General features: G+C 63.0%; 14 protein-coding genes and 4 pseudogenes. 15 read left to right on the top strand and 3 right to left on the bottom strand.

Going from position 1 to position 19,848, the window contains the following annotated elements; translation table 11 throughout:
- Nucleotide 1 precedes the first annotated feature (1 nt).
- The 7 genes and pseudogenes from OKW27_RS17300 to OKW27_RS17270 all read left to right on the top strand — a co-directional run.
- Nucleotides 2–1,465, top strand: a complete 1,464-nt coding sequence (locus OKW27_RS17300; protein ID WP_429334201.1) for an efflux transporter outer membrane subunit — start codon at nucleotides 2–4, stop codon at nucleotides 1,463–1,465.
- Between the two features lie 314 nt (nucleotides 1,466–1,779).
- Nucleotides 1,780–2,418, top strand: a pseudogene (locus OKW27_RS17295) (molybdopterin-dependent oxidoreductase); the annotation flags it as partial.
- A 227-nt stretch (nucleotides 2,419–2,645) separates the two neighbouring features.
- On the top strand, nucleotides 2,646–3,092 hold the full coding sequence (locus OKW27_RS17290) for a hypothetical protein (protein WP_429334200.1): 447 nt from the start codon (nucleotides 2,646–2,648) through the stop codon (nucleotides 3,090–3,092).
- A 430-nt stretch (nucleotides 3,093–3,522) separates the two neighbouring features.
- Nucleotides 3,523–4,710 (top strand): ATP-binding protein, encoded by a 1,188-nt coding sequence (locus tag OKW27_RS17285; protein WP_429334199.1) that lies wholly within the window; start codon nucleotides 3,523–3,525, stop codon nucleotides 4,708–4,710.
- Nucleotides 4,698–5,153 (top strand): response regulator, encoded by a 456-nt coding sequence (locus OKW27_RS17280; protein WP_429334198.1) that lies wholly within the window; start codon nucleotides 4,698–4,700, stop codon nucleotides 5,151–5,153. The genes OKW27_RS17285 and OKW27_RS17280 overlap by 13 nt, the downstream gene beginning before the upstream one ends.
- Nucleotides 5,153–7,066, top strand: a complete 1,914-nt coding sequence (locus OKW27_RS17275; RefSeq protein ID WP_429334197.1) for an ATP-binding protein — start codon at nucleotides 5,153–5,155, stop codon at nucleotides 7,064–7,066. The genes OKW27_RS17280 and OKW27_RS17275 overlap by 1 nt, the downstream gene beginning before the upstream one ends.
- A 168-nt stretch (nucleotides 7,067–7,234) precedes the next feature.
- Nucleotides 7,235–7,450, top strand: a pseudogene (locus OKW27_RS17270) (IS5/IS1182 family transposase); the annotation flags it as partial.
- 202 nt (nucleotides 7,451–7,652) lie between these two features.
- Here OKW27_RS17270 and OKW27_RS17265 read toward each other — a convergent pair.
- Nucleotides 7,653–8,936, bottom strand: a complete 1,284-nt coding sequence (locus tag OKW27_RS17265; RefSeq protein ID WP_429334196.1) for an epoxide hydrolase family protein — start codon at nucleotides 8,934–8,936, stop codon at nucleotides 7,653–7,655.
- Between the two features lie 208 nt (nucleotides 8,937–9,144).
- On the opposite strand from OKW27_RS17265, the gene OKW27_RS17260 reads away from it, so the two are divergent.
- Nucleotides 9,145–10,092: a GlxA family transcriptional regulator gene (locus OKW27_RS17260; protein WP_429334195.1), complete on the top strand. Its 948-nt coding sequence runs from the start codon at nucleotides 9,145–9,147 to the stop codon at nucleotides 10,090–10,092.
- A 26-nt stretch (nucleotides 10,093–10,118) separates the two neighbouring features.
- On the opposite strand, the pseudogene OKW27_RS17255 reads toward OKW27_RS17260, so the two are convergent.
- Nucleotides 10,119–10,292, bottom strand: a pseudogene (locus tag OKW27_RS17255) (PLP-dependent aminotransferase family protein); the annotation flags it as partial.
- A gap of 9 nt (nucleotides 10,293–10,301) precedes the next feature.
- Here OKW27_RS17255 and OKW27_RS17250 point away from each other — a divergent pair.
- Both OKW27_RS17250 and OKW27_RS17245 read left to right on the top strand, forming a co-directional pair.
- Nucleotides 10,302–10,655: pseudogene (locus OKW27_RS17250) on the top strand (acetyl-CoA C-acyltransferase); the annotation flags it as partial.
- Between the two features lie 266 nt (nucleotides 10,656–10,921).
- Entirely contained in the window at nucleotides 10,922–13,453 is a 2,532-nt protein-coding gene (locus OKW27_RS17245) for a glucose/quinate/shikimate family membrane-bound PQQ-dependent dehydrogenase (protein ID WP_429334194.1), read from the top strand.
- Between the two features lie 75 nt (nucleotides 13,454–13,528).
- Here the strand turns inward: OKW27_RS17245 and OKW27_RS17240 are convergent, their stop codons facing one another.
- Nucleotides 13,529–13,681 carry a hypothetical protein gene (locus OKW27_RS17240; protein WP_167368756.1) on the bottom strand — a complete coding sequence of 51 codons (153 nt, stop codon included), beginning with the start codon at nucleotides 13,679–13,681 and terminating at the stop codon, nucleotides 13,529–13,531.
- Nucleotides 13,682–14,023: 342 nt separating this feature from the next.
- On the opposite strand from OKW27_RS17240, the gene gltS reads away from it, so the two are divergent.
- From gltS to OKW27_RS17215, 5 genes are all read left to right on the top strand, one after another.
- Nucleotides 14,024–15,226 carry a sodium/glutamate symporter gene (gene gltS / locus OKW27_RS17235; protein ID WP_429334193.1) on the top strand — a complete coding sequence of 401 codons (1,203 nt, stop codon included), beginning with the start codon at nucleotides 14,024–14,026 and terminating at the stop codon, nucleotides 15,224–15,226.
- 42 nt (nucleotides 15,227–15,268) lie between these two features.
- Entirely contained in the window at nucleotides 15,269–16,129 is an 861-nt protein-coding gene (locus OKW27_RS17230) for a class I SAM-dependent methyltransferase (protein WP_187613947.1), read from the top strand.
- 110 nt (nucleotides 16,130–16,239) lie between these two features.
- Complete coding sequence (locus OKW27_RS17225; protein ID WP_090809439.1) at nucleotides 16,240–16,701, top strand: hypothetical protein; 462 nt, start codon at nucleotides 16,240–16,242, stop codon at nucleotides 16,699–16,701.
- A gap of 122 nt (nucleotides 16,702–16,823) precedes the next feature.
- Nucleotides 16,824–17,828: an AraC family transcriptional regulator gene (locus OKW27_RS17220; protein ID WP_090809441.1), complete on the top strand. Its 1,005-nt coding sequence runs from the start codon at nucleotides 16,824–16,826 to the stop codon at nucleotides 17,826–17,828.
- A gap of 212 nt (nucleotides 17,829–18,040) precedes the next feature.
- The gene (locus OKW27_RS17215) at nucleotides 18,041–19,843 is read left to right on the top strand and encodes an acyl-CoA dehydrogenase (RefSeq protein ID WP_429334192.1); all 1,803 of its coding nucleotides are present in this window, start codon (nucleotides 18,041–18,043) and stop codon (nucleotides 19,841–19,843) included.
- Nucleotides 19,844–19,848: the final 5 nt, after the last annotated feature.

The raw sequence follows: 19,848 nt of genomic DNA, 5'->3' as shown, positions 1-19,848 counted from the left end.
CATGAGCCTCGTGTATAGAACATCCGTTCTTGCCGTGACAGCGGCACTCGCATTGACGGCCTGCTCGTTCGGTCCCAGCGGCGCGCCCCCGGCGATGCCTTCGCCTGCGCACTACGGTGCCGAGGCACAGCCGGCGAAGACCGTCGCAGCGGGCGGCGTGGCGCAGCAGTTCGATATCGGCGCAGTGGGCGTTCCGCAATGGTGGCAGCTTTACCGGTCGGACGCGCTGAGTGCACTGGTCGAGGAAGGCTTGCGCAACAGCCCCACGCTCGGGGCTGCGCAGCGGACGCTCGCAGCCGCGCAGCAGGAACTGCGCGCCCAGGTCGGCGCATCGACGCTGCCTTCAATCGATGCTGCCGCACAAGTCGATCGCGGGCGTACACCGCTTGTGCCCGGCATTGGCCCCAGCGAGGTTCGCTATAACTTTTTTGCCGGACAGGTTCTCGCGTCCTACACCTTTGACCTGTTCGGTGCGACGCGTTCGGCGAACGCGGCCAGCGCCGCTCGCGTCGACGTGCAGGCGTATCAACTGGAGGCGGCGCGGCGCGCGCTCGCGGCAAACATCGTCGGTACGACGATCAGCGTGGCGGCACTCGATCGCCAGATCGCGCTCACCGAACGGCTCGTCGCCGTGGCCAGGACGGTCGCGAACGAGGACCAGCAGCGGTACGCACTCGGGTCAGTTTCCCGTGCGCAGGCGCTCGCATCGACGCAGGATGCGGCTACGGCTGCGGCGAGTCTTCCTGCATTACGCCAGCAGCGCGCCACAGCCCTCCATGCGCTCGCGGTGCTGATGGGCCGCACGCCGGACAACGCCCCGGCCGTTCCCGATCTCGACAGCCTGGTGTTGCCCGAACACGTGCCTGTCGAGGTGCCGTCGGTCCTGCTGCGTTCGCGCCCCGACGTACAGGCAGCCGACGCCGCCCTGAAGGCCGCAGCCGCCGATGTCGGCGCTGCGATCGCGCAGCTCTTTCCGAGCCTGTCGCTGACGGCCTCGATGGGCCGCGGCGGCTTTAGCTGGCCGGCGGTGCTCTCAGGCGCGGGCGGACTCTGGGCCATTGGTGCGAGCCTGACGCAACCGATTTTCCATGGCGGCGCGCTGCTCGCGCACCGCAAGGCGTCGATCGACGCTTACGATGCGGCCGTGCTGAACTACAAGTCCACCGTTCTGTCGGCGTTCCAGAATGTCGCGGATTCGCTTGCCGCACTGGAAAACGACGCACAGACACTCGCGTCGACGGAAGCGGCGGCGGAGGCCGCGAGGGCGGCATTCGATGATACGGCGTCGCGCCATCGCATGGGCTCCCTGCCTTCTACGGCACAGTATGCCAGTGAGCAGCGGTTTCTAAGTGCACAGCTCAGCTCGATTCGCGCAGCAAGCCAGCGTATGAGCGATACTGCGGCGCTGTTCCAGTCGATGGGCGAACTGCCGGCCGGGCAGCCGGTAGCCGCGTCAAGAGAATGATCGTCCCTCGATGAGTTCGGGATGAGCGGCCCTTGACCGGGTCGCCATCCATCGAGAGTAGCTGTGGTGCCAGGCGCTAGTTAGGCACCCACAACATAAATGAGCCGGCATTTCAGCCGCGTCGAATGACACCAGAAAATTCATCCTGGTCGGTCCGTATGGAGCGTCAGAAACTGATTGCCTGCCAGGAATGCGATCTGCTATTTCGCAAACCTTCGCGTCTGAAAGGGCAGGTTGCCAGTTGTTCGCGCTGCGGTGCGAGCCTGAAAGGGATGCATGGCACCGGGCTGCCGCTTGACTGGATCTGCGCTGTGACCCTTGCGCGGTTGATCGGCTTCACCCGGGTCGCGGCCAATCCGGATAGCTGGGAAGGCTGGTACTGGGGCGCCATGCAGCATTTCGTTAACTCGATGCGCGTCGGCGTGCCATCCGGCAATGGTGGCGTCGAGGATTGCCTGAAGGAAGCCGACATGATCGTGTTCTGGTCCTGCGATCCCGAAAGTACCAACGGGGCCTACGCGGGATTCGAGGGCACGCCGCGGCGCCTGTGGGCCAAGGACCTCGGCATAGAGTTCGTTCATATCGACCCACACTGCAACCCTACCGCGCAGTTGCTGGGCGGGCGCTGGATTCCGGTCCGACCGCAAACCGATGCTGCTCTCGCCACCGCCATCATGTACGTATGGGTCATGGAGGGCTTGTACGACGAGGATTACATCGCCACCCGCACGACCGGGTTCGACGAGTGGAGGGCCTATCTTCTGGGCGAAACCGACGGCGTTCCCAAGACGCCCGAGTGGCAGGAGGGCGAAACCGGCGTGCCCGCCAAGGACGTCCGTGCGCTTGCGCGCCGATGGGGAAACAGGAAGGTCCATCTCGCGGTTGGGATGACCGGCGCGGGATTCGGCGGCGCGGGCCGCGGTGCGACCGGAGCGCAATGGGCGCGCTGCATGTCAGGGATGGCACATAACCTCAGACGCTCGTGCGAGGCCAATCACAGCGGCGTACGCATGCGAACATCGGCCATTCGTCAGACATGGTCGGAGCCGAGCCGCTGAGCCGACTCCTACCCCAACTGCATCGTTCGCTCATAACACGCACACGCGGACGGCGAAAATCTACGAGACTACAGGCTGGCTCGTGTTTTGCCGGTCGACCCCGCGGTTCTGGCAAGTTCACCATGGCAATCCGTCTTCTAAAAGTACTCGTCATACTGCTGGTGTCAGGCGCAGGCTTCCGGCCAGTCGCGGCGCACGCGTACGCGCTTGATGGGCAATTCGACTGCAGGGCGAGTCCACACGCGTTTATCGGGCAGCTCATCAACAACCAGTACATCGACCCGAATCCGATGCACGTTGAGGCGAATTCGGTCAACGCGTTTCGGCCAACGCAAGGCAGCGACATAACGGCCTTCGGCTTTCGTGTCTACGCCGTGCTTGGGTACGAGCAGGACGACGGGACGTTCAAGAAGGGCCGCGGCAATGCGTTCGCGGGCCCGCTGTACGGCGCTGTGCTGTCCGCTCCCAGCGACGCGGTCGAATCGCGCGTGCGCGATGCTGGCAGCAACGCTACCGTTCGCACGGTGATTCCGTTGTTGCTGACCGCGGTGGTCTGCAGCCCGTCTTGACGCGCGGCGTCCGTACCTTCATGGTGGAAGGCTTCCTGTCTGCCTCGCCTCTTCGGCGCGAAGTCAGGCTGGAGCCTGCCAATGACCGCTTCTCCAGAGAGCCGAATGGGTACTTCCGACCCATTGAACCCGGCACCCCATCTGCGGCAGCTACTGAACCCCTGAGCTGCCATTCGCCGATTTGCCTATCCATGTTTGTCAAGCGGTGTTGATCGGTTTAACGGAAGACTTCTGGCGGTCTATTTGGCAGACGAATCGTTGGTGGACCACACCCGCACCATCGCGATGATCGAGGCGGACAACGGGCACAAGCATGAGCCGGCTCGCCAACGCATCCGCGTTGGGGCGTCCCCGCCTGCTCAACTATCGGAACTGGGACGACTATAATTTTTAGTTCAGGGGATCCGCACCTTTGGAAATGAGGCGAAGCTTGGCGCACTTGCACCTGGACTTGCAAAGTCGCTCACCGATTCTGCGCTACGGCTTATCCGTCGTCTGCGTTGGGGCTGCACTTGGGCTGGCGCTCGTGTTCCGGTTTTTCGGGATCCACGACATCTACGGGTCCCCTTTTAACTTCGCCATCGGGGTTGCTTGCTGGTACGGAGGGGTAGGACCTTCCGTGCTGGCAGTCGTGCTATCGGTGGCATCCTACGATTATTTTCTTTCTGCGCCGCTGTACACCATCGGTCTTCAAAGCAAAGATTTTCCGCGTTTTTTAGTTTTCACGGCATGGGGCTTGATCTTTGCCGGTTTCGTCGCTGCGCGACGGCGAATCGAAACTGAGCTTCGTCACACCAGCGATCGCCTTCAGGCCGAATTGCAACAGAGTCAGCATAAAGAAAGCGAGATTCACAGGCTCAATCAGGAAGTCACCGCGCGGGCTGAGCAGCTTGAAACGAGTAACAAGGAACTGCAATCCTTCGCCTATTCCGTCTCGCACGATCTACGCGCGCCACTTCGCCATGTGATCGGATACTCCGAGCTACTACAAAAACAGGCGGCCTCTTCGCTCGATGATAAAAGTCGTCGCTACATACAAACGATTGTCGAGGCGGCAAAAAGAATGAGTAACCTGATCGACGATTTGCTGGCCTTTTCCAGGGTCGGACAGGTGGAGACCACAAAGACGCCGGTGAGCCTCGATCAGCTCGTCAAGGAGGTCGTTGCGGAGATCGGGCAAGAAACGAGCGGGCGAGACATTGTATGGACAATCAACCCTCTTCCGGTCTGCTACGGGGATCGTCCCATGCTCCGACTGGTTATCGCCAATCTCGTCGCCAATGCGGTCAAATTCACACGCATGCGAACGCGGGCCGAAATCGAGATTGGTTGCGTGGACCCGAATAAAGACGTGGTGGAGGTGTTTGTGAAAGATAATGGTGCAGGCTTTGACATGCGGTATGCGCATAAACTGTTCGGCGTTTTTCAACGTCTGCATCTCCCGGAGCAGTTTGAAGGTACTGGCATCGGACTAGCTATCGTTCAACGCATCATCGTCCGCCACGGAGGCAAGGTCCGTGCAGAGGGGGGGGTGGATCAGGGCGCTACTTTCTATTTTTCAGTGCCTAAGGCACACGGTGCAACGGCAAAGACTGCGAGGACACCATGGACCAACTAGGACGCATTCTGCTCGTCGAGGATGACCCGAGAGACGTCGAACTCACTCTGGCCGCGCTGTCAGACTGTAACTTGGCAAACGAGGTAGTGGTTGCCAGAGACGGACAGCAAGCCTTGGATTACCTCTATTGCAGGGAGGAATTTGTCGATCGCTACGACGAGAACCCTTCAGTCATGTTACTGGATCTGAAACTCCCCAAGGTCGATGGCTTGGAAGTCCTGGACACAGTGAAGTCGGACGAACGTTTGAAGCTCATTCCCGTGGTGGTGCTCACGTCGTCGCACGAAGAGAAAGATATGATGCGAAGCTATAAACTCGGGGTAAACGCGTACGTAGTAAAGCCGGTCGACTTTCATGAATTTATAAATGCCATCAAGGAGCTAGGCGTATTCTGGGCAGTCATCAATGAGCCGCCGCCAGGCAGCATGAGGAAGGGGCAATAATGTCGGGGCTTCGCATTGTGTTGCTGGAAGATAACGCGAATGACGCCGAACTCATTCAAGAGTTCCTTCAAGCCGATCATCTCTGCTGCGAAATCGTTCGCGTGCAATCGCGTGCGGACTTCGAGGCTGCGTTGAAAACCGTTGGAATCGACCTGATTCTCGCGGATTACAAACTTCCGGCGTTCGACGGCCTCTCGGCATTGGAGGTCACTCTGCGCGAACGTCCCGAGGTGCCCTTTATCCTGGTTTCCGGCACGCTTGGCGAAGAACTGGCGGTAGAGGCGCTGAAGAGTGGCGCTACCGATTTCGTTCTGAAGACGCGGCTGTCGAGGCTGGTGCCCGCAGTGCGGCGCGCGCTGCGCGAAGCAAGTGAGCGAGCCGAACGCAAGAACGTCGAGCAGGCGCTACACCGGAGCGAGATGTATCTGGCGGAAGCCCAACGACTGAGCCACACAGGGAGTTTTGGCTGGAACCCATCGAGCGGCGACATCTATTGGTCAGATGAGACTTATCGAATATTCGAGCTCGACGCTGCCATCAAGCCCACCGTGCAGGCCATCATCGACCGGACGCATCCGGACGATCGTGTCCGTGTGCAGCAAATCATTGACCGCGCCGCAAGCGAAAGGAAGGCATTTACGGTCGAGCATCGTCTGCTGATGGCTGATGCTTCTATCAAGTATGTTCGAGCTGTGGCGCATGGCGTGAACGGCTGTGATCCGGATCGCTTCCGTTTCGTGGGCGCGGTAATGGATATCACCGAGCGCAAACGCACCGAACAAACACTGCTCGAACGCGAGTCGAAGATCCGGCGCCTCGTGGATGCCAACATCATCGGGATCATTGTCTGGAATTTCGATGGTGAGATTCTCGAGGCCAATGACGCATTTCTGCGCATGGTGGGATACGAGCGTGAAGATATAGGCTCAGGTCGCGTAGGCTGGAGGGATCTGACGCCGCAGGAATGGCTCCCGCGCAGCGAACGGGCCCTGGTGGAGGCCGGGCAGACGGGGCGCGCCCAGCCTTACGAGAAGGAGTACATCAGGAGGGACGGTAGCCGTGTGCCCGTTCTGGTCGGTTTGGCCACGTTTGACGCAAGCGGGACGGAAGGTGTGGCATTCGTCGTGGATCTGACCGAGCGCAAGCGTGCCGAAACCGAAGCCCACGAGAGCGATCGGCGTTACCGGGAGGTGCAAAGGGAGCTGGCGCACGCGAATCGTGTCGCAACCCTGGGCCAACTCACGGCCTCGATCGCTCATGAAGTCAACCAGCCGATCGCCGCGACGGTCACCAACGCCCAGGCGGCGCTGCGATGGCTCGCCGGCCAGCCTCCTGAAGTCGAGAAGGCCCGGCAGGCGCTCGGCCGGATCGTCAACGACGGTAACCGAGCGGGGGACGTAATCGGCCGCATCCATGAACTGATCAGGAAGACGCCGCCACGGAAGGAACCGGTGGACATCAACGAGGCAATCCGCGAGGTGATTGAGCTCACCCGTGGCGAAGCGTGGAAGCACGGCGCCTCGGTGCAGACGCATCTCGCGGACCGATTACCGCTAATTGAAGGAGATCGGGTCCAGTTGCAACAAGTCCTCCTTAACTTGCTCATCAACGCGATGGAGGTTATGAGCGGTGTCAGCGATGGCGTGCGGGAATTGCTCATCAGCACGGCAAGAGCCGACTCGGGCTGTGTACTCGTGACGGTGCTCGATTCGGGGCCTGGCTTTGCCGCGGACAGTGCCGAGCGCCTTTTCGCTCCTTTCTACACCACCAAGCCGACCGGTTTGGGGATGGGGCTGCCGATCTGCCGTTCGATCGTCGAGGCGCACGGCGGCCGATTGTGGGCAAGCGCGAACGTGCCGCGCGGCGCGATCTTTCAATTCACGGTGCCCGCCCATCCAGACGCTTCATCGTAACTGCGAGCAGCACGAGAACTTCCTCGCGCTGCTGTCCGTCCGTTGGCCAAGGCAGAGATGCTATGTGGGACTACCCAAGCCAGACCCGTCCAGGGCAACGCTAATTAAGTCCACCGAACCGGTACGTCAGGCGTCAGAGATCGGATCGAACGAGGAAGGCGAAACAGGATGAAGCAGCAGACGCTGGCGATGGCAGCCGATCAGGGAACGGGTTTCGAGACGCACCGCGAACGCACGCGGCGCGACGAGTTTCTCGACACGATGAACGCGATCGTGCCATGGGCGCAACTGTGCGCGGTGATCGAGCCGCATTATCCGAAGCGCGGCAATGGCCGCCCGCCTATTGATCTTTAGCGCATGCTGCGGATCCACTTCGTGCAGCACTGATTCAATCTGGCCGACTTCGCCTGTGAGTGCCATAACCGCGCAAGTGTGGAACGATCACCCGATAGCCCGCCGATGCGATCCGCAGCGAAGCCTCGGCGACGCTGTGGATGTCGCGCTCCCGAGAAGGCGTCGACGACGCCTGTTGATTTCATTCGACATTGCGAATCTCCTTCGAACGTTACGCCGTGCGAGACAGCGATCAGCGCAGCGACCTGAAGGCCGCGCGAATTTCTTCCGAGAAAAGTTGCGGTTGTTCCCATGCCGCGAAGTGGCCGCCCTTGTTCACTTCGTTGAAGTAGATGAGGTGGTGATAGCTGCGCTCGGTCCAACTGCGGGGCGCCTGATAGATCTCGCCGGGAAACACCGTCACGGCGGCTGGGATCGAGATGTTCACGCTATTGAAGTTGTTCGCGTTGTTGGTCCAGTACAGCTGCGCCGCCGACGTGGAGGTATTGGTCAGCCAGTACAACGTGATGTCGTCGAGCATCTCGTCTTTGCTCAATGACCGTTCAGGATCGCCGCCGCTGTAGGTCCAGTCCGCGAATTTGTCGTACATCCACGCAGCCTGCCCGACCGGAGAGTCCGCGAGCGCATAGCCGATCGTCTGCGGACGTGTGACCATCATCGCCGCATAGCCGCCGCCGCGCGTGTACAGATTGTTCAGCGACTGGTAGGCGATTTTCTCCTTGTCGGAAAGTCCGCGCGGCGGCGGATCGCCTGCCTTCAGCCGTTTTGCGATTTCGGGCGGGACAGTCGCTGGCATGTTGACGTGAATGCCGAGCAAGCCCGGCGGCTTTTGCGCGGCCATCTTGTCGGCGATCGCCGAGCCCCAGTCTCCGCCCTGCGCGACGTAGTGCTGATAGCCCAACCGCCGCATCAGTTCTTCCCATGCTCGCGCGATGTGATCAGGCGTCCAGTCGGCCGTTGCCGGCTTGCCCGAAAACCCATATCCGGGCATCGATGGCAGAACCAGATCGAACGAATCCTCCGCCCGTCCTCCGTACGCTACCGGGTCAGTCAACGGTCCGATCACCTTGAGCTCTTCGAAGACCGAGCCGGGCCAGCCATGCGTCATGATGAGCGGCAACGCACCGGGATTTTTCGAGCGTACCCAGATGAAGTGAATATCGACGCCGTCGATCGTGGTCACGTACTGCGGCAGCGCGTTGAGCTTCGCTTCAGCGTTGCGCCAGTCGTAGCCGGTGCCCCAATACTGCACGAGCGCCTGCAGCTTCGCGAGCTGCGCGCCTTGCGACCGATCCGACACCGTCTCCGGTTGCGGCCAGCGCGTCTGCGCGATGCGTTTCTTCAGGTCGGCTAGCTGCGCGTCGGAAAAGTGCGCCGTGAACGGTCGGATCGCCGTGTCGTCCGTCGACGCGGCAGACGTCGCGGCCGCTTCGGCCGCAAGCGCGGTCGCCGGCAAGTTCGCGATGGCGGGCGCCGCCATCAGCGCGGTGACGAGTAGAGATTTGAGGACTTTCATGAGGAGTTCTCCTGACCTGCGATAAAGAAACGGTGACTAGAATGGGAACTGAAAGAGTCGGTCGACCGCTGGTGCGGAAGGATCGTCGAGGTCCGCTCATTCGCGTTCAATCAAATCCGGGCATCCATAGCGCATTTATATGGGCGGCCGCCGAGATCGCAAAGGACGTAGAAACTACGGTTTCAGGACACCACTCAAAGGAATCGCCGTGCCGTCAGTCGCGTTCGTCGTGTTCGATGGGTTCCATGCCATGTCGCTCGCCGCGCAGCCGGTGTTTTCGTTTGCCAATCAGAAATTCGGTGAATCGTTCTACGAAGTACTCACGCTGTCGGAACATGGCGCGCCGGTCAGACCGATCGGTGGTCCCACGGTGATGACCGAACCCTTCGAAGAGCGAACGTTCGACACGGTCCTTTTCGCGGGCGGCGATCCGGGCGCGGCGCGGCCGTCCCATGGGCTGCTCGCCTACGCACGTCACAGCGCGGCGACGGCCCGGCGCGTCGCCGCTATTTGCACGGGCGCCTTCGTGCTGGCCGAAGCGGGCCTTCTCGACGGCAAGCGCGCCACCACGCACTGGGTCTATGCGTCCGCGCTGCGGAAGCATTTTCCGCGCATCCGTGTGGAGGAAGACCGGATTTACGCGGTCGACGGTTCGATTTGGACGTCGGCGGGCATGACGGCGGGAATCGATCTCGCGTTGGCGCTGGTCGAGGCCGATCTGGGGGTGGACGTTGCGAGATCGGTCGCGCAAACGCTCGTCGTTTCTCATCGACGCGCCGGTGGTCAGTCCCAGCATTCGGCGTTGCTGGAACTCGATGCGAAATCGGATCGCATTCAGTCCGCGCTGACGTACGCGCGGAAGAATCTCGCGCAACCGCTGCTGGTGGAACAACTGGCCGAAGTGGCGCGGCTCAGCCCGCGTCAGTTCAGCCGCGCGTTCCGGGCGGAGACGGGGCAATCTCCCGCCAAGGCCGTCGAGAGACTGCGTCTCGAAGCCGCGCGACTCATGCTGGAAAGGAGCCGCCATACGGTCGAACAGATCGCCCAGCAGACCGGATTTTCCGACCCGCGCCGCATGCGCGATGCGTTCACTCGAGCGTTTGGACAACCGCCACAGGCGATACGTCGCAATGCGCGCTGGGCCGCGCCGGGATGATGGGGGCGGCCCAGCGCAGTCTTCGATCAGTAGGTCTGGTCGGCAATGACCCGCGCGACCGTTTGCAGCGACTGCTCGAGCGTCGTCAAGCTGACCGAGCCGAGCGCGAGCCGGATCGCGTGCGGTACGTGCGCCGACGCCGCGAATGGATGCGCGGTCGAAACGGCGATCTTCTCGCGCCTCAGGGCCATGGCGATCGCCTGGCGCAACGCGGCGCATTCGATGCCGAACTCGTCGCCGTCGAAATAGAAGGGCGCAAGGGCAGCATCCAGTTCACGCGCGACGAGCAGCCGCGTCCGGAAACGACCGTGGAAACGCTGGCAAAGCTGCGTCCCGCGTTCCGTCCCGATGGCACGATCACGGCGGGCAATGCGCCCGGCCTGAACAGCGGTGCGGCGGCAATGGTCGTGGCCGAGCGCGGTTATGCCGACGCCAGGGGCATCGAACCGAGTGCGCGTCTTGCGGCTTTCGGCATCGCCGCCGTCGAGCCCGGCATGTTCGGTCTCGGTCCCGTGCCGGCCGTGCATATCGCGTTGGAGCGAGCGGGCTGGAAGCTCACCGATCATCGCTGTGGCGCAGCATGATTCAATTGACCGTCGCCAACGAAGCGGCATATCTTGAGCATTGCCGACGCTACGCTCTCGACCACCTGGGCCAACAGGTCAGATAGCGAGGTATCGGTTGCATGTCCGCGGCAGGTTCGATCTCATCGCTGCACGCGCGATAACCCGCGAGAAGTCAGGCGCCTGCATCGAACAACAGGACAGACCAGGCCCATCTTTTGCGGTCTGCGCGCGCACGTCGTTCTTGATTAAGGTGGAAGATCATCATGTCGAGACAGCCCGGTTGGTCAGTCGTCATCGGTGCAATCACACTTGTGTTTCTCGCGCTCACTTCGCTTTACCTCGTGATCGGCGGAGCATGGCTGATTGCCGTAGGCGGGTCGTGGTACTACCTGATCACGGGCCTGCTGCTCGCAGTAGTGACGTGGTTGCTTTACCGGCGCAAGCCCGCTGCGCTCGTTCTCTATGCGCTCGTGATGATTGCGACCGCGGTCTGGGCACTGTGGGAGTCCGGCACGGACTTCTGGGCATTGGCTCCGCGCTCCGGGGTGCTGGTCATTTTCGGCGTGTGGCTACTGCTGCTCGTGAGCTGGCGGATGGAGGGCGCACGCGGGCTCGGCATGGGTTCGCTCGTCGTTGCATTGGCTGTCTGGGCGGGCGTGCTCGTCTACGCGAACTTCAACGACCCGCAAACGGTCAACGGCAGCTTCAGTGCGGCATCGGCGGCCCCCGCAGAGACCGGTGATAGCGCCGCCGACTGGCCGGCCTACGCGCGCACCCAGGCCGGTACCCGCTATTCCCCGCTGACTCAAATCACGCCTGCAAACGTCAAGGACTTACAGGTCGCGTGGATCTTCCGGACCGGGGATAGCAAAGGCCCCAACGACCCCGTCGAGATTACGGACGAAGTCACGCCGATCAAGATCGGCGAGACCTTGTTTCTATGCTCGCCGCATCAGATCCTATGGGCGTTGGATGCGCGGACCGGCAAGTTGAAATGGAAATTCGATCCGCAGCTGAAGGCCGATCCGTCGTTCCAGCACGTGACCTGCCGTGGTGTGGCTTACGTCGATCTTTCCGCGGCCGGTCCCGCGCCGACGGCTGATCAGCCCTCGGGCGCATCGGCCGCCGCGCCGGATCAGCAGGCAGCATCGGCCGCGGCGCCGGAGCAGCAGGCAGCATCGGCCGCTGCGCCGGATCAGCAGGCAGCGTCGGCCGCGGCGCCCGCTCAGCAGCAACCAGCGTCTGCGTCCGCTGCGACTGCCGCGACCGCGGGGGCCTGCATGCGCCGCATCTATCTGCCCGTCAACGATGGCCACCTGTATGCGCTCGACGCGGAGACAGGGGCGCTGTGCAAAACCTTTGCCAACGGCGGCGATCTCGATCTCCAGCACAACCAGCCGGTGACGACCCCCGGCATGTATGAGCCGACCTCACCGCCGGTCATCACGAACGACGTGATCGTCGTCGCGGGCGCGGTCGAGGACAACTATTCGACGCGCGAGCCGTCGGGCGTGATCCGCGGCTTCGACGTGCGTTCCGGCGAACTGCTGTGGGCGTTCGACTCGGGCGCGAAGGACCCGAATCAGAATCCTCCCGCCGGCGGTCACTACACGCTCACGTCCCCGAACTCGTGGGCGCCCGCTGCATACGATCCCAAGCTGGACATCGTCTATCTGCCGATGGGCGTGACCACGCCGGACATCTGGGGCGGCAACCGGACGGCGGAGCAGGAGCGTTTCGCGAGCGGCCTGCTCGCGCTGCACGCGTCGACGGGCAAGCTCGCGTGGTTCTATCAGACGGTCCACCACGACCTGTGGGACATGGACCTGCCATCGCAGCCCACGCTCGCGGACATTACCGACGTCAAGGGCAATACCGTGCCTGTCGTGTATGCGCCCGCCAAAACCGGCAACCTGTTCGTGCTCGACCGGCGCACGGGCGTGCCGGTGGTGCCGGCTCCGGAGCGTCCGGTGCCGCAGGGTGCGGCGCCCGGCGACCATGTTTCGCCTACCCAGCCGTTCTCCGGACTGACCTTCCGGCCATCGAAGGATCTCACCGATGCCGACATGTGGGGCGCCACGATGTACGACCAGCTGGTATGCCGGATCATGTTCCACAAGCTGCGCTATGAAGGCACCTTCACACCTCCATCAGAGCAAGGAACGCTGGTCTTTCCGGGCAATCTCGGCATGTTCGAGTGGGGCGGCATGGCGGTCGACACAGATCGCCAGATTGCGGTCGCCAATCCGATTGCGCTGCCGTTCGTTTCGCGGCTGATTCCGCGTGGCCCGGGCAATCCGATTCAGCCGATACCGGGCGCGAAAGGTTCGGGGACGGAGACCGGAATTCAGCCGCAATACGGCGTTCCGTTCGGCGTGACACTGAATGCGTTCATGTCGCCGGTCGGTCTTCCTTGCAAGCAACCTGCCTGGGGCTTCATTTCGGCGATCGATCTGAAGACCAACCAGATCGTATGGAAGAAGCGGATCGGAACGGTGCGGGACAGCTCACCGCTTCCGTTGCCGTTCAAGATGGGGATGCCGATGCTCGGCGGCCCGATCATCACGGCGGGCGGCGTGGCGTTCATCGGCGCGACGGCCGACAACTACATTCGCGGCTTCGACGTGAACAACGGCAGGCAGCTCTGGCAGGCGCGTCTGCCCGCCGGCGGGCAGGCAACGCCGATGAGCTATTCGGTCAACGGACGTCAGTTCGTGGTGATTGCGGCAGGCGGTCACGGCTCATTCGGTACGAAGCTCGGCGACTACGTGATTGCCTATGCGTTGCCGCAATAGCAAAGCGGTGAAGCAGGGTGGAGGTGCGTGGACAGGACTGCCACGTCCACGCACGGCAATGCAGTCATCTGTTTGTCACTGACTTGCGGCGGACGGCGAACTGCTCGCCGCCGAATCCGCGTTGGCTGTTCCACCCGCCTTATCGGCGGGCTTGCAGCTCGCGCATATCGCGGCGATAGCGATCGTGATCGCGCTCGCGAGAAGCCGGCGGTAGAGGATTGGTTTCATGACATCTCCTGGTTGGGTGGCATCCGATTAATACTTGCGACGCAATTAGACAGCGCTCGTCGGGCTATCCTGCAGAGCTACGCATCTCCTATTCCCGCTACTTTGAATTCACGTCAGTGCGAGAATCTGTCGGTCACTCCGTGTACTGAGAAACCCAATACGGGCTCCGACCTTGCCGGATAAAACTCAAGAAAAATCATACTTTGCCTGGACGGATTGGCTAAGATGTCGCAGGTTCGCGCGCGCTCCGGATGACGACATAGCCTTGCCGCATCCCGATGCGCCGCGGCGTCGCGCCGGGAAAACAGAAAACGTTGTCATGCTCCCGCTCGGAGGCCATTCATGACTATTGGCGTATATGCCACGCTGGTCGCGACGTCGCTCGTGCTGCTGCTCGGCGAAAAGCTCGTGCAGTGGATCGGCGTGCTAAGGACCTATTCGATTCCGGCGCCGGTGGCAGGCGGGCTCATCGTCGCGATCTGCGTGCTGATCACGCGCCTCACCACCCACGTGCAGGTCAGGTTCGATTCGACGATGCAGGCGCCGCTGATGCTCGCGTTTTTCTCGACGATCGGTCTGAATGCGCATCTATCGAGTTTGAAGGCGGGCGGCCCGGTGTTGATCCGCTTTCTCGCGCTGGTCTGCGGGCTGCTGATCCTGCAGAACGTGGTCGGCTTGCTGCTTGCGTTCGCCCTCGGCGTCGATCCGCTGCTTGGGATTCTCGGCGGCTCGGTCACGTTGTCGGGCGGCCACGGTACTGGCGCCGCCTGGAGCCAGATCTTTACCGAGCGTCACGGACTGGAGTCGGCGACCGAGATCGCGATCGGCTGCGCGACGTTTGGCCTCGTGATGGGCGGCGTGCTCGGCGGTCCGATCGCACGGCTGCTGATGCGGCGGATCAGCGCCGACGAGTTGCTGCGCGTCAAACAGCTAAAGGACGAAACGCTGGTCTTCGAAGAACCGAAGGCGCAGCAGGCCACCACGCCCGCCGCGATCATCACGACGCTCGCGCTGATCTCGATCTGCCTCGCGGGCGGCGAAATGTTTGCCGACTGGATCGCGGACACCGCGTTCGAATTGCCGACGTTCGTCTGCACGCTGTTCATCGGCGTGATCCTGAGCAACGTGCTCGCGCTCCTGCGTGTGCGGATCGACCAGCACGCGGTCGCGCTTGTCGGCAACGTCGCGCTCGCGCTCTTTCTCGCGATGGCGCTGATGCGGCTCGACCTCTGGGGGCTTGCCGCGCTCGCGGTGCCGATCATCTCGATCCTCGCGGCACAGACGCTGCTGATGGCGCTCTACGCGGTATTCATCACGTTCCCCGCGATGGGCCGCGACTACGACGCGGTCGTTTTGTGCGCGGCGCAATGCGGCCTCGGACTTGGCGCCACGCCGACCGCGATCGCGAACATGCAGGCGATCACGAACCGCTTCGGCCATTCTCATCTCGCGTTCCTGATTGTGCCCTTGACGGGCGCGTTTTTCATGGACATCGTCAACGCGATCGTCATCAAACTGTTTCTCGCGCTGCCGTTGTTCCATTGAGCAGCGGTGGCATTGGCACATCAACCCAAGCGGGCAAATACCATGAGCGATCCACGACACATCGCACCCGACAGCACCGCCGCGCGCGTCGCGTTGTGGCGTGCGCTGCACGTGCAGGCCGACGCGCCGCCGCACGTGCTCGAAGACGAAGTCGGCTTGCAGTTGCTGGCGCCCGCCGAAGACTGGCGCAGCCGCGGCGATATGGATCCGCGGTTCACGCGGCCGTTTCGCGCGTCGATCGTCGCGCGCGCACGCTTTATCGAGGATCTGGTCGTCGAGCAGACCGGGCGCGGGGTGGATCAATACGTGATTCTGGGCGCCGGTCTCGACAGCTTCGCGCAACGCCGGCCCGACATTGCGTCGCGGCTCACCGTGTTCGAGGTCGACCCGCCGGGACCGCAAACGTGGAAGCGTCAGCGGCTCGGCGAGCTTGGTTTCGGCCTGCCGGACTGGCTGCGTTTCGTGCCGGTCGACTTCGAAGCGGGCGATAGCTGGCGGCAGCGTCTCGTCGCCGAAGGCTTCGACGAAACCAGGCCGGCCGTCGTCGTGTCGACCGGCGTCAGCATGTATCTGACGAAAGAGGCGAATGCGGCGACGCTGCGCGAAGTGGCCGGGCTGGCGCGCGGCTCGACGTTCGCGATGACGTTCCTGTTGCCGCTGGAGATGGCGGACCCGGACGTGCGCCCCGGACTCGAAATGGCAGAGAAGGGCGCGCGTGCGAGCGGTACACCGTTCATCAGCTTCTTCATGCCGCAGCGGATGATCGCCATGGCGCGCGAAGCGGGCTTTGACGACGCGCGGCACGTGTCCGCGGCCGATCTGACGCAGCGCTACTTCGCGGCTCGGACGGATGGGCTGCGACCGCCGGGCAATGCGGAGGAGTTGCTGGTGGCGAACACCTAAGGGCGATGACGCCAACCGAAGTTACCAACCCAGCATGTGAGTCGTGAATACGCAATCGCTTTCCCCGCACCGCTATAATCGCGCTCGACCATGGCCTCCGAAGTCTACTCATGAAAAAGATCGCTGCCTTCGCACTCGTCGCATGCGCACTGGCCGCCTGCTCGTCCCCGGAAAAGCAGGCGCAGCGCGCCCAGCAGGAGATCCTTCATAGCGAGCCGAACCTCCGCGCCGCGCAACGCGACGCGGTGATCGACTGCACACCGGCGAATTGCGATGCCGCGTGGGCGGCGACGAAACGCTATATCGAGCAGCATTCCGACACGCGCGTGATCCGCGCGGACGCGGTCGCGATCGATACCGACGTGCCCGACGATTCGGGCAAAGCCGCTTTCTCAGCGACCCGCGCGAACAAGAGCACGGGCGGCGCGACGCTGTCGCTGTTCGCGCAGTGCCGCGGCATGTATGGGCCCGACAGCGCGAAGGGCGACGACTATGACGCGTGCGCCGAGAAGATCCTGAAGATTCAGAACGGCTACGTGCCATATCTGCGCTCGCACGCATCGGCGCAATAGGCGGCAAGCTACCGGAACCACCGGGCCCCGAACGCGGCACTCGCGTAGCGATTCGCCGAACCCTCGCCACGATGCGGCGGGAGGCGCTATGCTGATGCGTCTTCGCCTCGCGGAACCTTCTCATGCAAGCTCCTGGCGCAACCGTACCGATCTCGCTCGTCAACGGGTTCCTCGGCAGCGTCGGGACGCGGCCGGATATCGTCGACCGGCATCTGTCGGGCGCGAACATTCCGCGCGCGCTTCTGGACCAGCCTGGAGCGCGCGTCACCGAGGAACAGTTCTCCACGCTCTACCGCTCGCTCGCGATCGAACTCGACGATGAGATGCCCGGCGTTTTCTCGCGCCCGCTGCGCAGCGGCGCGCTCAAGTTTCTCTGCCTGAGCCTGCTGGATGCGCCGAATCTCGAATCCGCGATGCACCGGTTCGGCCAGTTCTTCCATCTCGTGCTGGACGACTTCCGCTTCGAGTCGCGCCGCGGCGACCTCGTCGCGAGCCTGGCGCTGCGTCCGGGAAGCACGGGAGCGCAACCCGGCATGCTGGGCCAGGAGCTGATGCTGAAGCTTGCGCATGGGATCGCGTCCTGGCTGATCGGTCAACGGATTGCGTTGTTGCAGGTGCAGTTCGCCTTTCCCCGTCCCGCTCACGCGCTCGAGTATCTTTATCTGTTTCCCGGACCGGCGAAGTTCGACTGCAATCAGACCTCGATGCAGTTCAGCAGCAGCTATTTCGACCTGCCCGTGCGTCAGCGCAAGGCGAACCTGCGCAGGTTTCTCGCTCGCGCGCCGGAAGACTGGATCTTCGTTTCGTTCAACGAGCAGTTGTTCAGTCATCGCGTGCGGGAACATCTCGCGTCCCGGCTGCCCGACGTCCCGTCCATCGAAGAGGCGGCGGAAGGCCTGCACTGCTCGGTCAGAACGCTGTGCCGTCATCTTGCCGCCGAGGGCACGGCGTTCCAGATGCTCAAGGACGAATTGCGCCGCGACATCGCGATCCAGCGCCTGACGGGCACGCGCGAGCCCATCGCCATCATCGCGGGCGACGTCGGCTTCGGCGACCCCACCGCATTCCACAGAGCGTTCCGTCACTGGACCGGCAGCACCCCGGCGGCCTATCGCCGGGGTGGCTGATCGCGTCATATCGATGCGTCGGCAACACCCGCCGACGCAGTTCCCACGGGGCGCTTACTCCCTCCGACGTGGCCAGAGATGTCAATAGATCGTCCGGTTTGGACAACCGGGCAGGGCCTGTCCGACGCTACGATTCAGCCATACGTTACCCCGGCCGCATCGGTGCCAGACGGGTGACTTTCCCTACGGACTATCTGATCGGAAGAATGGTAATGAGCTACGTCGCGCCTCTCAAAGAAATGTTGTTTGCACTCACGGAACTGGCCGGAATCGACCAACTGGCGGGCTTGCCCGGCTGCGAGGACGCAACCGCCGACACCGCTCGTGCGGTGCTCGAAGAGGCCGCGCGGCTGCACGAAGGCGTGCTCGCGCCGCTGAACGTCGACGGCGACCGCAGCCCGAGCACCTGGAAGGACGGCGTGGTGACCGCCACGGCCGGTTTCAAGGACGCGTTTCGCCAGTTCAGCGAAGGCGGCTGGCAGGGTTTGCAACATCCGTCTGAATACGGCGGTCAGGATCTGCCCAAGCTGCTGTCGACGCCCTGCATCGAAATGCTCAACGCCGCCAACCTGTCGCTGGGGCTGTGCCCGCTCCTGACCGACGGCGCGATCGAAGCGCTGCTGACGGCGGGTAGCGAGGAGCTGAAGCAGCGCTACGTGCCGAAGATGATCGCAGGTGTTTGGACCGGCACGATGAATCTGACCGAGCCGCAAGCCGGCTCCGACCTCTCGCTCGTGCGCACCCGCGCCGAGCCGCAGGGCGACGGCTCGTACCGGATCTTCGGCACGAAGATTTTCATCACCTGGGGCGAGCACGACATGACGGAAAACATCGTGCATCTGGTGCTCGCACGCACGCCGGGCGCGCCTGAAGGCGTGAGAGGCATTTCGCTGTTCGTCGTGCCGAAGTTCCTCGTCAACGAAGACGGCTCGCTCGGCGAGCGCAACGACGTTCACTGCGTATCGATCGAACACAAGCTCGGCATCAAGGCGAGCCCGACCGCCGTGCTGCAGTTCGGCGATCACGGCGGCGCGATCGGGCAGCTCGTCGGCGAGGAGAACCGCGGTCTGGAGTACATGTTCATCATGATGAACGCCGCGCGCTTCGCCGTGGGGGTACAGGGCGTGGCGATCTCGGATCGCGCGTACCAGCAGGCCGTCGCGTATGCGAAGGAGCGCGTGCAGAGCCGTCCCGTGGATGGCTCCGCGAAGCAGTCGGTCGCCATCATCCAGCATCCCGACGTGCGGCGCATGCTCTCGACGATGCGCGCGCTGACCGAAGGCGCACGCGCTCTGGCCTATGTGTCGGCGTCGCATTGCGATCTCGCGCATCGTCATCCGGACGGCGCGACGCGCGCGAATCATCAGGCGATCTACGAATACCTGGTGCCGATCGTGAAGGGTTGGAGCACGGAGATGTCGCTGGAGGTGACAAGTCTCGGCGTGCAGGTGCACGGCGGCATGGGCTTCATCGAGGAAACCGGCGCCGCGCAGTACTACCGCGATGCGCGCATTCTGCCGATCTACGAAGGCACGACGGCGATCCAGGCCAACGACCTCGTCGGCCGCAAGACCATGCGCGACAACGGCGAGGTGGCCGGGATGCTGCTCGCGCAGATCGACGTGACCCTGGCCGCGGTGCAAGCGCACCCCTCGTATGGTTCGAGCGCGGCTTTTCAGGCGATGCATCGTCATCTGTCCGCCGGCCGCGAGGCGTTGTACAGCGCGGTGCGCTACGTGGTCGAGAACGTCAAAAGCGACCCGAATGCGGTGTTCGCCGGCAGTGTGTCCTATCTGATGCTCGCGGGTATCGTGCTCGCGGGTTGGCAAGTGGCACGGTCGCTCGTGCTGGCGGCCGACAAGCGCGACGAAGATCCGTCCTTCCATGACGCGAAGATCGCGACCGCGCATAGCTACGCGACGCAGGTGCTGCCTCGTGCAATCGCGCTCGAAGCGGCGGTTCGCGGTGCTCGCGATGGCGAAGGCGCGCTGGCGCTGCGCGAAGACCAGTTCTGATCGAT

The sequence above is a fragment of the Paraburkholderia sp. 35.1 genome (assembly GCF_050436525.1).
Lineage (GTDB): Bacteria > Pseudomonadota > Gammaproteobacteria > Burkholderiales > Burkholderiaceae > Paraburkholderia > Paraburkholderia tuberum.
Note: the sequence above shows the minus strand (reverse complement) of the source record. Positions and strands in the feature narration are given on the sequence as shown.

Excerpts from the sequence above, each read along its gene's own strand:
- OKW27_RS17300 (WP_429334201.1), top strand. The coding sequence starts at position 2 with ATGAGCCTCGTGTATAGAACATCCGTTCTTGCCGTGACAGCGGCACTC.
- OKW27_RS17290 (WP_429334200.1), top strand. The coding sequence starts at position 2,646 with ATGGCAATCCGTCTTCTAAAAGTACTCGTCATACTGCTGGTGTCAGGC.
- OKW27_RS17280 (WP_429334198.1), top strand. The coding sequence starts at position 4,698 with ATGGACCAACTAGGACGCATTCTGCTCGTCGAGGATGACCCGAGAGAC.
- OKW27_RS17275 (WP_429334197.1), top strand. The coding sequence starts at position 5,153 with ATGTCGGGGCTTCGCATTGTGTTGCTGGAAGATAACGCGAATGACGCC.
- OKW27_RS17265 (WP_429334196.1), bottom strand. The coding sequence starts at position 8,936 with ATGAAAGTCCTCAAATCTCTACTCGTCACCGCGCTGATGGCGGCGCCC.
- OKW27_RS17245 (WP_429334194.1), top strand. The coding sequence starts at position 10,922 with ATGTCGAGACAGCCCGGTTGGTCAGTCGTCATCGGTGCAATCACACTT.
- OKW27_RS17240 (WP_167368756.1), bottom strand. The coding sequence starts at position 13,681 with ATGAAACCAATCCTCTACCGCCGGCTTCTCGCGAGCGCGATCACGATC.
- gltS (WP_429334193.1), top strand. The coding sequence starts at position 14,024 with ATGACTATTGGCGTATATGCCACGCTGGTCGCGACGTCGCTCGTGCTG.
- OKW27_RS17230 (WP_187613947.1), top strand. The coding sequence starts at position 15,269 with ATGAGCGATCCACGACACATCGCACCCGACAGCACCGCCGCGCGCGTC.
- OKW27_RS17225 (WP_090809439.1), top strand. The coding sequence starts at position 16,240 with ATGAAAAAGATCGCTGCCTTCGCACTCGTCGCATGCGCACTGGCCGCC.
- OKW27_RS17220 (WP_090809441.1), top strand. The coding sequence starts at position 16,824 with ATGCAAGCTCCTGGCGCAACCGTACCGATCTCGCTCGTCAACGGGTTC.
- OKW27_RS17215 (WP_429334192.1), top strand. The coding sequence starts at position 18,041 with ATGAGCTACGTCGCGCCTCTCAAAGAAATGTTGTTTGCACTCACGGAA.